Raw genomic sequence first — 13,387 nt, forward strand, 5'->3', positions numbered from 1 at the left:
GGACCGTCACCGCCCCGGCCCGTCACACGAGGTTCTTCTCCAGGGCCGCGACGTAGTTCTTGATGGGGTGGTCTCGCAGGGCGTCGCTGGCGGGGGCGAGGAGGTCCGCGGTGGCGCCCTTCAACCGGTCGGTCAGTGCGGCCGTCAGCGGCATGGAGGAGCGGATGCGGCCGCTCGCGTCGATGTAGTGCAGGGTCTCGACGTGCGTGTAGGCGGGCTCCGGCGGCAGTTGCGGGACGATGTCGTTGTTGTTGACGTAGCGGTGCAGGCGGTCCTTGAAACCCTTGTTGCAGGAGGCGGCCAGGAGCCGGTCGCAGGTGCGGGGCTGTCCGTACGTGTAGATGCCGTCGGCCTGCAGCCTCGGCTCCTCCAGGTACATGCGGCAGCCGGCGAGCATCGCCAGCGCGCCGCCGAGGCTGTGGCCGGTGAACCACACGCTCTGGTCGTTGTCGCGGAACTCCGCGAGCGCGTCCTTGACGGTCGGGAAGACCGAGTCGAGGGCCTGGCCGAAGCCGTAGTGGATGTAGCCGGTCCTGGCCGGTCCCGGCCACGGGGGAGTGGTGGCGTCCGAGAGCCAGTCCCGGATCTGGGCGGGCTCGGTGCCCCGGAATCCCGTGATGATCATCTGGTCGCTGGCGATCGTGTACGCCTGGGTGTCCTCGAGCGGGAACGGCGGCGTGAATCGCGTGTGGTGGTGACGTACCCGGCCGAAACCCCACTCGCGGGCTTTGGCGTCGATCGTGGCCTCGTCCTTGTAGGCGAGATCGGCGGCCTGGACCATCCAGTACGCGAGACGTGGGCTGTGCTTCTTGGCGCTGTGGTCGATCACCGACGGTTCGGACACGGCTTTGCTCCCGGCATGGGTGAGAAGTGCGTGGGACCGCCCGCTGAGCGGCGGCCCGCGGACTGATGCCGTCCGGCCCGTTCGCGTACCGAAAGACCGGCCCAGGTCGGACAGGCAACAAGACGCTAGCCGGGAACCGGTGCGGTTCCCGGCCGGCGAGCCCTGGCCGATGCGCAGAATCGATCCCCCGTCACCCGTACGGAAGGGGGACGGACCGGGACTGCTCGCGAAAGGTGTCTCAGTGTCCGGCAGGGCGAGCAGCGCGAGCGGGGCTGACCGGGAGTGTCTCGGTGCTGTTGCCGATGAAGCTGCGCTGGTGGGGCAGTTCGGTTTCGGGGACGGCGAGGTCGAGGTCGGGGAAGCGGGTGAAGAGCGCCTCCAGGGCGATGGTGGCCTCGAGGCGGGCGAGCGGGGCGCCCATGCAGTAGTGCGCGCCGTGGCCGAAGGAGAGGTGGCGGGCGGTACCGGGGCGGGTGACGTCGAAGCGGTCGGCGTCCGGGCCGTGGAAGGTCTTGTCGCGTCCGGCGGCGGTGTAGCCCGCCAGGACGGGGGTTCCCCGCGGGATCACGGTGTCGCCGAGGGGCAGGTCGCGGGTGGGGTAGCGGAACGGGAACCAGCTGACCGGGCTGTCCCAGCGCAGCGTCTCGTCCACCACGTCCGACCAGGTCGCCCTGCCTTCCAGGACCAGCGTCAGCTGGTCGCGGTGGGTGCACAGGGCCCGTACGGCGTTGCTGATCAGGTTGAGGGTGGTCTCGTGGCCCGCGACCAGCATCAGGCGCATCGTGCCGATGAGTTCGGCCTCGCTGAGCCGGTCGCCGTCGCCGTCGCGGGCGGCTATCAGGGCGCTGGTGAGGTCGTCGCCGGGGGCGGCTCGGCGGGCGGCCGCGATCGTGCCGAGCAGCTCGACGAGCTCGCGCACCGCGGCCATCACCTCCGCCGGGGTGGTGTCCGTGGCGATGATCACCGTGTAGGTGAGGTCGTGCAGCCGGCCCCGGTGCTCGGGGTCCACGGCGAGCAGCTCGCAGATGACGCTCAGCGGGAGCGGCAGCGCGAAGTGGGTGCGCAGGTCCGCGATGCCGTCGGGGTCCGCGGCGGCGGCTCGGGCGAGGTCGTCGAGGAAGCCGGCGGTCAGCTCCTCGATGCGCGGCCGCAGCCGCTCCACCTGGCGGGCGGTGAAGGCGTTGCCGACGAGAGAGCGCAGCCGGCGGTGGTCGCCACCGTCGGCGGTGTGCATGCCCTGGGCGTCGGCGAAGACCCGCAGCGGCCAGTCGGCGGGGATCGTGCCGTCGCTCAGAGCGGGGCAGTGACGGGCGTCCTTGGCCACGTCGGGGTGGGACAGGAACTCCTTGAGCGCGTCGTGCCCCAGGACCACCGCGGCGGGTACGCCGCCGGGCAGGACGATGTCCGCAACGGGCCCCCTGGCCCGCAGACCCTCGTTCAGGGCGTGCGGGCAGCCGCCGGCGGGATCGACGACGTGGGCGGGCGTGGGCGAGGGGGTATGAGTGGACAAGCCGGAACTCCTGACCGTAACGAACGAATACCGGCCAACAGTGCGACGCCGAAGGCCGGTTGTACAAGTCCGTCCCAACCGGAGCCTCCGCCGGCGCCCAGCCGGCGAACCGTTCCCGTGCATCGCCTGGCGCAGCCCGCAGCCCGCAGCCCGCAGCCGGTAGTGCAGTTGTTCGTCGGTGACCATGAGGTCGTCGCGTTCCGGCTCTGGACCGTTCAGGAGCTTGATGCGTGACCGGGGACGGACTCCTGCAGCCCCGGAAACGCGTCAGCGACCCCCTGCGCCGAAGTCCCGGCGAGACTCTCCGCGTCCTTCCGTCACATTTCCCTGCCGGCGTCCGTCAGCGAGATGAAACCAACCGGCAGATGGAAGGACAACACGATGCTGACGAACATCATGTACGCCACTCTCTACGTCACCGATCAGGACCGTGCGCTGCGGTTCTACACCGAGCAGCTCGGCCTGGAGAAGCGCATCGACTTCCCGAATCCCAGCGGGCGTTTCCTCACCGTGGGTGTTCCCGGCACCTCCGTCGAGATCCTCCTGTGGGCGAACGCCGAAGCGGCGGGGCAGCCGACCGAGCTGGTGCCGGGCGCCACGCCCGGCCCGGTCATCCTCGAGTCGGACGACCTGCGGGCGGACTTCAAGGTGTTCCGCGACCGCGGGGTGACCTTCGACCAGCCGGAGCCGGAGGACTACGGATTCGGCGTCCGTATCGAGACGTCGGACCCGGACGGCAACCGCATCTCCCTGCGCGAGCGCAGCCGCGCAGGCCGTGACAACGGCTGACAGCGCACAACCCCGGTGTGGCAGGCGGGGCTCGGCCCCGCGCACCGCCTGCCACACCGGGCCGAGACGAACGTCCGCGACCCCCGGCATCGGCGACGAACGCCTCCCCGTCCTGCGCCGGTTCCTGAGTGGTCGTCATGACTCCCTGCCAAAAACCCTTGCGCAATGGTCAAGAGTCGTTGACCATTGCTCGCATGCCTACCGATGATCTTCCAGAGACGTTTCACGTCACCACCGACGAGCAGCTACGCGCCGTCTCCAACCTCACGCGCCACCGGATCATGGCCGTACTCCGCTTCGAGCCCGCCACGATCACGCAGATCGCCGAGCGAGTGGGCCTCGCGAAGGGGAGTTCCAGCTACCACGTACGGCTGCTCGAACGAGCCGGCCTGGTGAAGGTCGTCCGAACGCGGAAGGTGCGAGGCGTCACCGAGCGGTACTACGCGATGGCCGCGCGGGCGATCGAGCTGCCGGATCCGGGCGAGGGAGGGCCGGACGTGCTGATGCGCCACGCGGTGGCGGACCTGGAGGCGTCGCCGGCGGGCCGGGAGCGCCACGTACGGATGGCGCATCTGCGGCTCACCGACGAGCAGTTCGCCGAACTCGGGTCGAAGCTGCAGGCACTGGCGGACGAGTACCGCGAACTGTCCGATCCGGCACTGCCGGACACGTCGCTCGTCTTCGCACTGTTCCACCCGGCATCGCGCAACCAGTCCGAAGGGGAGGTCAAGTGACCTCAGACATTCAGAAACTGCCGACCGGGTTCGGACGGCTGTGGACCGCGCAGACCGTCTCCTCGCTCGGCGACGGCGTCACGCATGCCGCGCTGCCCCTGCTCGCGCTGACGCTGACGCGGGATCCCATGGCGCTCGCCGTCGTCACGGCCGCCGGAACGCTGCCGTGGCTGCTCTTCGGGGTGCTCGGCGGCGCACTGGTGGACCGCTGGGACCGCCGCCGCACGATGTGGGTCACCGACGCGGCGCGTGCGGTGCTGCTCGCGATCCCGGCCGCTGCGGCCGCGCTCGACCTGCTGAGCATTCCCCTGCTCGCGGCCGTCGCTTTCCTGCTCGCCCTCGGCGGACTCTTCTTCGACACGGCCGCCGCGGCCTATCTGCCGGATCTGCTCGGCCGTCACCCCGCACTCCTGGAGCGCGCCAACTCCCGCCTCCGCGGCACCCAGACCGCCGCCTCCGGCTTCGCGGGACCGCCCGCGGGCAGCGCCCTGCTCGCACTCGGGCGCGCGGTTCCGCTGCTCGCCGACGCGGTGTCGTTCGCGCTCTCCGCACTGCTCGTACGTTCGCTGCCCGCCACGCCCCGGCCCGTAGCGGAGGCCCGTGAGTCGCTGCTTCGACAGGCGCGGGCCGGCGCCTCGTACGTCTTCCGTGACCGCTTGCTGCTCGGGCTCGCGCTCCGCCCGGCGGTCGGGAACATCGCCTTCCTCGCCGTGGAGACCGTCCTCGCCCTCTTCGCCCACGACCGCCTCGGCATCGGCGCCTTCGGCTTCGGCCTGCTCCTCACGGCGGAGGCCACCGGCGGCCTGCTCGGCGCGGGCATCGCCTCCTTCCTCGGCCGGCGGCTCGGCACCGGCACCGCGCTGATCTGCACCGCCGCCGTCGAGGGGCTTGCCGTCCTGGGCCTGGCCGCTGCCCCGAACCCGTACGTGGCCGGTCTGGCGCTCGCCGTCTGCGGGGCCGCCATGGGCGCCACGATGGTGCTCGGGCCCTCCCTCCGGCAGACGATCGTCCCGGCCCACCTCATGGGCCGGGTCGCCTCCACCTCCCGCATGCTGGCCATGTGCGCCGCCCCCTTCGGGGCTTTCGTCGGCGGCTGGCTTGCCACCACCTACGACATCCGCACCCCGCTGTACGCGGCTGCCGTCCTCCTCCTGGCGATGACAGCCGTCACGGCGTCCATGACCAACAACCGCCGGATCGAAGCGGCGCTGAGTGCCGCCGCCTCCGCCGCGGATCCCGATCACCAGGCTTCCCGGGACCGCGCCCAGGAGAGCGCACCTGACCTGGTGTGACGGGCGTCCGGGGCCCGGAAGGTGCAGGCCCTGCCGGGAGCGCCGGCTTCGCAGTCGCCCGTAGCGGTCCAGGAAGGTCACTCAAGGGCTCGGTAGTCCGGTGACGGATGAGCCGACGCGGGGTGTTCCACGACGTAGCCATCGCCATGGATCGCCCGCATCGCCCAGTGCCATGCCTCGTCGTGGAATATCAGCCCGCGGTACGGAGCCTCGGCCGGTTCGTACGGGTAGCGCTCCAAGGCGGCCTCCTCGGCCTCCTTCGGACCCAGCCCGCCGTGATGCCGCATCACCCATGCGTAGCCGCGCCGCTCGGACTGCAGGCAGTCGAGATACTCGGCTTCGTTCCAAGTCACCGCTCAACGGTAGACCGGTCGCGGAGGATGTCCTGCCGGCGCGGGCGGTCGCGTACCGGAGCACGGTGTCGGGACCCACCCCAGGTGCCGGAGAGACGCGCGGCGTGGGTGACCGACGGCGGGGGAGTGCCGAAAGCCCTTCGGCTGCCCCTGGTTAATGTTGGCCTCGGAGATGGGCCCGGACCTGCTTCGCGGGGAACTTTCCCGCGATGGACGTCGTCTGGGTAGGCACACGATCAAGCTTCGGGGGGCGGGCAGTTCATGGGGCTGAGGGGCAAGTACAGCGCGCACATAGCCATGGTCGCCTCGGCCGTCGTGCTCAGTCTGGCGGCGTGGGGGGCGACCGTGCTGACAGACCACGAGGCCGACACTCAGGCGCGGGCGGGGGCCAGGGGCCGGCCGGACGCCCGAGTTCCGGCGGAGCCTCAGGGCCGGCCCGAGCAGCCGGTGCGCATACCCGAGAGCATCGCGCACGCCGCCGAGGCCGGCGGCAGGTCGGTGAACATCACCATCGACGACGGGCCGGACCCGCGATGGACGCCGAAGGTGTTGAACGTGCTGAAGGAGAACGGGGTGAAGGCGGTGTTCTGCATCGTCGGGCCGCGCGCACAGGAGCACCCGGACCTGGTCAAGAGGATCGTCGCGGACGGGCACCGGCTCTGCGACCACACGGTGTCCCACGACACCTCGATGGACAAGAAGCCCGTCGCCTACCAGCAGCGGCAGATCCTGGACGCGCAGAAGATGATCGAGGACGCGGCCGGCGGAGTGAGGGTCGAGTACTACCGGGCGCCGGGTGGCGCGTTCACTCCGGACAGCAGGCGTATCGCCGCCGCTGCGGGGATGCGACCGCTTGGCTGGAACGTCGACACCAAGGACTTCGAGCGGCCCGGCACGGCGGCCATCGTCAGCACGGTGAAGCACGAGCTGCCCAACGGCCCGACGATCCTCTTCCACGACGGTGGCGGCGACCGCGGCCAGACGGTCGCAGCCCTCGAACAGGTGCTGCCCTGGCTCAAGCAGCAGGGCCACTCCTTCAGCTTCCCGGTGCGGACCACTCCCTGACGAGGACGAAGAACGTGCCGCTCGTCCCGCACACGCTGCGGACCGGCCCACGCCCGTCTGGTTGCTCTGCGAGGCGAGCGTGAACGTCGCGGTGCCACGGCAGCTGTTCAGGTCGACCGACTTGTGTTGACCGAGTGCGCTACGGGCGGACCGCCGAGATCAGTCCGCCGGGCCGCTCCTCGCGCTGCGGCGGCGTGCTGATCGGGCGGCCGTAGGCGGCAGCGCATGCGCGCAAGGTGTGGCTGTGGGCCTCCCAGCCGTGCCCGGCCAGCCAGCCCACCGGGTCGTCGGGCATCTCCGAGACCCACAGGGACGCCGCCGATCCCGGCACGGCGTCCGCGCCGAAGCGTTCGATCACGCCGCGCGAGCCCAACGTCAGCCCCATCCGACTGCCTGCCGCCGACGCCGCGCTGATCCGGGCCACCAGCAGCTCCACCGCGTCCTGGGGCAGATAGATCAGCAGTCCTTCGGCGATCCACACGGTCGGCACCGCCGGGTCGTGCCCCGCGGCAGCCAGCGCGCCCGGCCAGTCCTCACGCAGATCCACCGCGACGGTGATCCGCTCGCAGCGCGCGACGGCCCGCTCCTGTCGCAGCACCGAAGCCTTGAAGTCCAACGGCGCAGCGGTGTCCACCTCGAACAGCCGGGTGCCCTCCGGCCAGTCCATACGGAAAGCCCGACTGTCCATCCCGGCGCCCAGCAGCACGACCTGCCGTACCCCGGCGGCGGAGGCCTCCTCCAACAGGTCGTCGAGGAACTTCGTCCTGATGACGACGGAGAACGACACCGCCGACCGGCGGCGTCGCGCGGCCTCGTCATCGGGCGGCGGCGAGGAGGGCCACAGGCCGCCGGCGGTGGCGAAGGCCCGTGCCGGCGGGTCGCGGAACAGCGCGTCCTCCCGCTCGGTCTCCAGCGCCCGCACGCGGGCCACCCCCACCGCCGTGGCCCATACGCCTGACGGCTGCACCCGCTCCTGCTCATCAGTCACCGCGCCAGCCTAGACGGCCTCCCCCCGGGAGCGCTGGTCGACCTCGGTGGGAGTTCATCCCGTACGTGTCCGGAAAGTGATCACCGACATCCCTCCGCTGCCGCGTCCTGTCCCTGTAGAAGATCGAAAACAGGGGGAAACACGTGTGGACCGTGGTGTCGTCGAGCGGGGTGCCCGCGACCGAACGCTTCGACTGGTTCGCGGACATGGTGGCGCGCGAGGTGGTGCCCACAGTGATCAGCAGTGAGTGCCCGGCCCGCTTCCAGGCCGAGGCCGCCGTACTGGACCTGGGCGGCCTTCGAATGTCCCGCCTCGCCTACCTGCCTCTCCGCTCACGGCGCACCCCCGCGCTGATCAGACGCAGTGACCCGGAGCAGTACCAGTTGGCACTGGTCACCAAGAGCTCCATGGCGCTGTCCCAGCAGGACAACGACTGCGCAGCCACCACCGGAGACCTCGTGATGTGGGACACCTCCCGGCCGTGGCTGGCCCAGTCCCAGGCCCAGGGCGGCATGGGCGAGCTCGTCGTCCTCCAACTGCCCCGGTCGGCCCTCCCGCTGTCGGCCCGGCAGATCGAGCGCCTGCTCGCCCGCCGCATACCCGGCGGCCAGGGCATGGCGGCGATGCTGGCCTCCTTCATGAAATCCCTGGTGGACAACGGGGACCGGTGCACACCCCAGGAACTGGGCCGCCTCGGCACCATCGCGGCCGAACTCGCGGCGGCCTGCCTGGCACAGCACCTCGACATCGAGGAAGACCTGCCGGCCGAGGTCCGCGCAACCGCGCTGTTGCGGCAGATTCACATCTTCATCGACCACCGACTCGGTGACCCCGAGCTCGCTCCCTCCGTCATCGCGGCCCACCACAACATGTCCCTCCGCGCACTCCACCAGCTCTTCCACGGTACGAGTGAAAGCGTCCAGGCCAGGATCCGCCGACGGCGCCTGGAGCAGTGCCGCGCCGATCTGGCGCGTCCCGGACTGCGCGCACCGATACAGGCCATCGCGGCGCGCTGGGGCTTCAGCAGACCGGCGGTGTTCAGCCGGACCTTCCGCGAGGCGTACGGACTCAGCCCTTCCGAGTTCCGTGCGCTGAAGATCAAGGAACTCTGCGCTGAGGGCAAACCGCGGTGACGATCTTCTTTCCTAGGCTCGGTGGCGACTGATCAACCACCAGTACAGGGGAGCCTCCATGGTGAAGAAGACAGGCATCCAGGCGGCGATGGCAACGGCTGCCGTGGTCGCCTTCGGAGTGGTCACGGCATCTCCGGCGAGCGCCGGCGGCGTCAACATCCAGCGGATCGTCAACGTGAACAGCAACAAGTGCCTCGAGATCCCGATGTACCACGACTACGACGGAGCCCCGGCCCAGCAGTGGGACTGCAATGGCGGCGCCAACCAGAACTGGATCGTGGAGGGGGTGCAGACGGCCGACGGTCGCCTGGCCTGGACGTTCCGCAACGCAGAGAGCGGCAAGTGCCTCGAAGTCGCCGACTGGCGCACGGACGCGGGGGCCCCGGTGCGTGTGTGGCAGTGCACCGGTGGCGCCAACCAGCAGTGGGTCGACCAAGGCGGCCAGACCGGCGTGTCCCTCCGCAACGTCAACAGCGGTATGGCGCTGGACATGCCGGGGTTCAGCACGGCCAACGACACCGATGCGGTTCAGTGGTGGCCCAAGGGCTTCAGCGAGCCGGCCGCCAACCAGGAGTGGTACTACAGGGCCGGCTGAGCCCGCACGGCGACGGACGGCGCGCGACCGCGGCCAGGTTGTGGCATCGAAGGGTGTTCAACGGTTCGGGTTCCGGAATTGGGCGAGTGTCCTGGTGAGGGACTTGAGCGGTGAGGTGTTCTGTTTGACCGCAGGTGTGGACGTCTGGGGCGCGTCGGCACCGCTGGTCGCCTCGGCGAGTGCCGCGAGCGCCGACTCGGCTGCTTCCCGGTAGAGGTCGCAGGATGCCGTCATGGCTTCGAGCGCCTTGGCGTACCGGGTGACCATGGCCCGCGCGTGGACGAGTTCCTCGTCCGGCGTGTACAGGTGCCAGCCTTGGCGCAGTCGTGTCACGGCCTGTTCGGCGTCAGCCGGCATCGGCTGCGGAAGCGCGGCGAATTCCACGATCTTGTCGAGGAGTTCGGTTGGCTGTGTACCGTCCAGGAAGACGTTGCGTACGGTGAAGCGCTCCGCGTCGTAGTCCGGAACCTGCGGTGTCGTGGGCAGGACGACGGCGCCGCCCCGCGGTATCCCGACTCCCAGCTCGCGTTTCATCACGAAGTCGGCGGTCAGCGCCTGCTCCGGTGCGGCCCGGTGCTCGACCACCCGGTGGCGCAGGCTCGGCGGCAGGAACGCCGTGACCGGCCGGAGCCCCAGCGCGTCCGGTGTCATCGCCTCGTGCACCACGACATGGACGAACCAGCTGTGCCGGGTGCAGTCCCGCAGCCGGCGGCGGAGCTCGTCGTCGTCCTTCGGCAGCGGGTTCGCCGTGCGCAGGCGTACGCCCGGCACTGTGTCGTGATCCCATGCGACCTGGTCGCTGTCGGGCCAGAAGACGGTGGCGGGTGAGGGCCAGCCCGTTTCCCAGGCCCGTGCCGCCTCGGCGGCCAGGACCCAGGTGACGCCCTCGCTCTTCATACGTCGGGACTCGGGCTCGTACGTGGTCAGTTGCCCGCGCACGGTGACCTCGTCGGCCACGCGCCAGCGAGCCTCGAAGACGCGACGGGCCAGCGGGCCGGGGTCGGCGGACTCGTCCCGGGGGTAGAGGTCGGTGGACCGGGCCGCCTCGACGGGGTCGAGGTCCAGGAAGTCGTCGATCACCCCGGCGGCCTTGAGGGCGATCAGGTTGCGCCGGACGTCCCGCTCGGGCTCGGGCCCGAGGTGACGTCCACGTCCGAGCCACGTGGTGTCGGGGACGGTGGTCGGTGGAGTGCTGTTCTTGGCCATGGAACCGTTCGGTGGGTGAGCAGGGCCAGACCAGTATGGTCTGCGGCCCGGGCAGCGGGCGATACCCCGTCCACGCCATGGGTGACCGAATTCCGGACCATCCCGCGAGCACCCTTCCTCGCGTACGAACGGTTGTGGCACTCGCTCGTACGCCGATCACCTGGCATCGCGATCTGCAGGGAGCCGAGGACACTGCGCGCGAGGTACGGGCCCACGGCCGGCAGGCCTTCGTCGAGCACGCGGACCTGACCCGGCTGCCGGACGCCGTCGAGGTCGTCGACGTGCTCGCCGACCGGCTCGGCCGCGTGGACGTTCTGGTCAACAATGCCGGCACCGGCACGGCCACCACGCAACGGCGTCCGGGTGTTCCGCTGGGGCGGCCGGGGGACGCGCGCGAGGTGGCAGCCGTGATCGACTTCCTGGCCGGGCCGGACGCCTCGTACGTCACCGGCGCGTCCTGGGCCGTCGACGGCGGGATGCCGCGGATGGGCCCGATGGCCGGCTCGCACCTCCAGGACGGCTCCTGGCGCCAGGCCTGACGCAACGGACGCCCGGCCGACCGCTTCGACAACGCGCGGGTTTTCATGGTTGCAGCTCCGGTATGCACGCCGTGACGACGCCAAGCATCGCGGCCTACTTCCACTGGCGTGCCGAGTACCGACTGATGCCGGCCCTCGTGACCGCCCACAGGACGAGCGTGGAGAAGACGTTCCGGAGGAAGGTGATGGCCGGCACGCCGGTCGAGGCCATCAGCAGTTTGGCGAAAGCCGTTCCGAACTGCAGGGTCGTCGGCGTCCCACGCAACGGAACACGGCCACCACCCACTGTGCCGCTCCCTCGCCGAGTGACTCCGCCGAGCCGGGTCGGCACACACGCGTGCGCCGGGGGCCGAGCCGGGTCGGCACACGCGTGCGCCGGGGCCGCCCACGGGCATCACCCGGTGCCCAGCGGGCACTCGCAGGGGGTAAGACAGGCCCGACGACGGAAGGCGCAGGCCATGACGGGCTCCGGCGGTTCGCGGGACGCCGTGACCACGACCTTGGACGGCTTCGGCTCGGGCGCCTACCTGGTGGACGAGCAAGGCCGGATCGTGGCCGTGAACAGCCAGGGCGAGAAACTGCTCGGTCGCGCCGCCGCCGACCTGGTGGACCAGGACGCGCACGACCTGCTGCACCGCACCAGGTCGGGGGACCCCGTACCGCGGGCCCAGTGCCGGATGCGGGAGAGCGTCCTCGACGGACGCACGGAGCAGGGCGAGGGCGAGTGGCTCGAACGCGGCGACGGCACTCTGCTGCCGGTGTCGTGGCTGGCCACCCCCTGCCGCATCGACCCCCGGCCGACCGGCACGCTCGTCCTCTTCCACTCCGCCGGGCCCGCCGACCGGCCCGCGCGGCGGGCCCTCGCCGGTACGGGGCTCTCCGAACTGGAACGACTCGCCCTGCTCGCCGAGACGACCACCCTGCTCACCTCCACCCTCGACATCCACGAAGCACTGCGTCGCCTGATCAACCTCGTCGTGCCCCGGCTCGCCGACTGGGCGGTCATCGACCTGATCGGCGAGCGGGACGAGGTGCAGCGCTTCGCCGTCGCCCAGGCCCAGAACGGCGGCGTGACCTTCCGCGAGGACCTCCAGGGGCCGATGCCGCCGGTGCCGCAGGAGTCCTCCATGCCGCTGTCCCGAGCCCTGCGCGGCGTGGCGTCCTCCCTCGCCGGCCCCGAGACGTACCACGGGCCGCCCGACTCCGGCATCGCGGTCGAGCAGCAGCGCCTGTTCAAGGCGACCGGCATGCACTCGGCGGTCATGGTCCCGCTCCGCAGCCTGCACGACGTGCTCGGCGCCCTTACTCTGGGCCGCGCGGACCAGCCCCGGCGTTTCACCGCGGCCGACACCGTCCTCCTGGAGGACATCGCCCGCCGCGCCGGCTTCGCACTGGAGAACGCCCGTCTCTACGAGCGGCAGCGCAAGGTCGCCGAGACCATGCAGCGTCATCTCCTTCCGAAGCTGCCCTACACACCGGGCCGCACCATGACGGCCCGCTACCTGCCCGCGCCGGACGCCTCCCAGGTGGGCGGAGACTGGTACGACGCGTTCACCCTGAGGGACGGCGCGACGGCCCTCGTCATCGGCGACGTCGTGGGGCACGACCTGGACGCCGCGGCCGGCATGGCACAGCTGCGCAACATGCTGCGCGCCTACGCGCTGTCCCAGGAGAAGCCGCCGAGCAGGATCGTCGAGTGGCTCGACCGGGCCGTCCTGGACGTCGCCGAAGTCTCCATGGCCACTCTCGTCTTCGTCCGCATGACGCAGCGGAAGAATCACTGCGAGCTCTCCTGGACCAACGCCGGCCACCCGCCGCCGCTCCTCGTCACCCACGAGGGCGTCGCCCGTTACCTCACCGAGGGCCACGGAATCCTCCTCGGCGTCGCCCCGGACGAGGACCGCCCCGACGCGACGACCGAGTTCCCGCCGGGCGCGACCCTCCTTCTCTACACCGACGGCCTGATCGAGTCCCCGGGCCACAGCCTCGCCGACGGCCTGACGAACCTCCGCCGCCACGCCGCCTCCCTGGCCCACCGCCCCCTGGAGTCCTTTACGGACCAACTCCTCGCCCGCGCGCGCCCCGTGGACAACGACGACGACGTCGCCCTCCTGGCGATCCGCCACGCGACGGGCACCTGACCGCGTCGGTCGAGACGCGACGGGTACCTGACGTCGGTCGCCACGCGACGGGCCTCTGACCGCGTCGGGTCGCGAGACGGTGGCGCCAGACGACGGGACCGGGCGACCAGGCCGTTCACCACGGCCGGTGGCCGCACGGCGGAGGCCGGCCACCTCGGGTGGTGGACGCCGCGGTCATCGAGCGGCCGGGGCACGGGG

The 13,387-nt window shown here is 71.0% G+C and carries 13 protein-coding genes; 8 read left to right on the forward strand and 5 right to left on the reverse strand.

Translation table 11 applies throughout. From position 1 onward, the window contains the following. Window positions 1-22: 22 nt before the first annotated feature. Both ACIRSU_RS12470 and ACIRSU_RS12475 read right to left on the reverse strand, forming a co-directional pair. Entirely contained in the window at window positions 23-844 is an 822-nt protein-coding gene (locus tag ACIRSU_RS12470) for a lipase family protein (RefSeq protein WP_403791277.1), read from the reverse strand. A 238-nt stretch (window positions 845-1,082) separates the two neighbouring features. Next, window positions 1,083-2,354 carry a cytochrome P450 gene (locus ACIRSU_RS12475; protein ID WP_403791279.1) on the reverse strand — a complete coding sequence of 424 codons (1,272 nt, stop codon included), beginning with the start codon at window positions 2,352-2,354 and terminating at the stop codon, window positions 1,083-1,085. A 381-nt stretch (window positions 2,355-2,735) separates the two neighbouring features. Here ACIRSU_RS12475 and ACIRSU_RS12480 point away from each other — a divergent pair, with 381 nt between their 5' ends. The 3 genes from ACIRSU_RS12480 to ACIRSU_RS12490 all read left to right on the forward strand — a co-directional run bounded on the left by ACIRSU_RS12480 (window position 2,736) and on the right by ACIRSU_RS12490 (window position 5,169). After that, window positions 2,736-3,143, forward strand: a complete 408-nt coding sequence (locus tag ACIRSU_RS12480; RefSeq protein ID WP_403791280.1) for a VOC family protein — start codon at window positions 2,736-2,738, stop codon at window positions 3,141-3,143. A gap of 194 nt (window positions 3,144-3,337) precedes the next feature. Next, window positions 3,338-3,877: an ArsR/SmtB family transcription factor gene (locus ACIRSU_RS12485; RefSeq protein WP_403791282.1), complete on the forward strand. Its 540-nt coding sequence runs from the start codon at window positions 3,338-3,340 to the stop codon at window positions 3,875-3,877. Further along, the gene (locus tag ACIRSU_RS12490) at window positions 3,874-5,169 is read left to right on the forward strand and encodes an MFS transporter (RefSeq protein WP_403791284.1); all 1,296 of its coding nucleotides are present in this window, start codon (window positions 3,874-3,876) and stop codon (window positions 5,167-5,169) included. The genes ACIRSU_RS12485 and ACIRSU_RS12490 overlap by 4 nt, the downstream gene beginning before the upstream one ends. A 77-nt stretch (window positions 5,170-5,246) precedes the next feature. On the opposite strand, the gene ACIRSU_RS12495 is transcribed toward ACIRSU_RS12490, so the two are convergent. Next, window positions 5,247-5,522, reverse strand: coding sequence for a hypothetical protein (locus ACIRSU_RS12495; protein WP_403791286.1), 276 nt, complete (start codon window positions 5,520-5,522; stop codon window positions 5,247-5,249). A 261-nt stretch (window positions 5,523-5,783) separates the two neighbouring features. On the opposite strand from ACIRSU_RS12495, the gene ACIRSU_RS12500 reads away from it, so the two are divergent. Further along, entirely contained in the window at window positions 5,784-6,587 is an 804-nt protein-coding gene (locus ACIRSU_RS12500; protein WP_403791288.1) for a polysaccharide deacetylase family protein, read from the forward strand. Window positions 6,588-6,726: 139 nt separating this feature from the next. On the opposite strand, the gene ACIRSU_RS12505 is transcribed toward ACIRSU_RS12500, so the two are convergent. Further along, a complete protein-coding gene (locus ACIRSU_RS12505) occupies window positions 6,727-7,575 on the reverse strand; it encodes a class I SAM-dependent methyltransferase (RefSeq protein WP_403791290.1) in 849 nt (282 codons plus the stop codon). A gap of 143 nt (window positions 7,576-7,718) precedes the next feature. Between ACIRSU_RS12505 and ACIRSU_RS12510 the strand changes: the two genes are divergently transcribed. Both ACIRSU_RS12510 and ACIRSU_RS12515 read left to right on the forward strand, forming a co-directional pair. Next, entirely contained in the window at window positions 7,719-8,708 is a 990-nt protein-coding gene (locus tag ACIRSU_RS12510; protein WP_403791293.1) for a helix-turn-helix domain-containing protein, read from the forward strand. Between the two features lie 58 nt (window positions 8,709-8,766). Then, a complete protein-coding gene (locus ACIRSU_RS12515) occupies window positions 8,767-9,303 on the forward strand; it encodes an RICIN domain-containing protein (protein WP_403791295.1) in 537 nt (178 codons plus the stop codon). A 57-nt stretch (window positions 9,304-9,360) separates the two neighbouring features. Here ACIRSU_RS12515 and ACIRSU_RS12520 read toward each other — a convergent pair whose 3' ends face one another. Beyond that, complete coding sequence (locus ACIRSU_RS12520; RefSeq protein WP_403791297.1) at window positions 9,361-10,509, reverse strand: hypothetical protein; 1,149 nt, start codon at window positions 10,507-10,509, stop codon at window positions 9,361-9,363. A 77-nt stretch (window positions 10,510-10,586) separates the two neighbouring features. On the opposite strand from ACIRSU_RS12520, the gene ACIRSU_RS12525 reads away from it, so the two are divergent. Next, window positions 10,587-11,048, forward strand: coding sequence for an SDR family oxidoreductase (locus ACIRSU_RS12525; protein WP_403791299.1), 462 nt, complete (start codon window positions 10,587-10,589; stop codon window positions 11,046-11,048). Between the two features lie 458 nt (window positions 11,049-11,506). Continuing rightward, window positions 11,507-13,189 (forward strand): SpoIIE family protein phosphatase, encoded by a 1,683-nt coding sequence (locus ACIRSU_RS12530; protein WP_403791301.1) that lies wholly within the window; start codon window positions 11,507-11,509, stop codon window positions 13,187-13,189. Window positions 13,190-13,387 lie beyond the last annotated feature (198 nt).

This window comes from Streptomyces sp. NPDC101160 (assembly GCF_044768205.1).
Lineage (GTDB): Bacteria > Actinomycetota > Actinomycetes > Streptomycetales > Streptomycetaceae > Streptomyces.

Bases quoted from the DNA above. Each gene is read 5' to 3' on its own strand.
- ACIRSU_RS12480 (WP_403791280.1), top strand. From the start codon at position 2,736: ATGCTGACGAACATCATGTACGCCACTCTCTACGTCACCGATCAGGAC.
- ACIRSU_RS12485 (WP_403791282.1), top strand. From the start codon at position 3,338: ATGCCTACCGATGATCTTCCAGAGACGTTTCACGTCACCACCGACGAG.
- ACIRSU_RS12500 (WP_403791288.1), top strand. From the start codon at position 5,784: ATGGGGCTGAGGGGCAAGTACAGCGCGCACATAGCCATGGTCGCCTCG.
- ACIRSU_RS12515 (WP_403791295.1), top strand. From the start codon at position 8,767: ATGGTGAAGAAGACAGGCATCCAGGCGGCGATGGCAACGGCTGCCGTG.
- ACIRSU_RS12520 (WP_403791297.1), bottom strand. From the start codon at position 10,509: ATGGCCAAGAACAGCACTCCACCGACCACCGTCCCCGACACCACGTGG.
- ACIRSU_RS12525 (WP_403791299.1), top strand. From the start codon at position 10,587: ATGGGTGACCGAATTCCGGACCATCCCGCGAGCACCCTTCCTCGCGTA.
- ACIRSU_RS12530 (WP_403791301.1), top strand. From the start codon at position 11,507: ATGACGGGCTCCGGCGGTTCGCGGGACGCCGTGACCACGACCTTGGAC.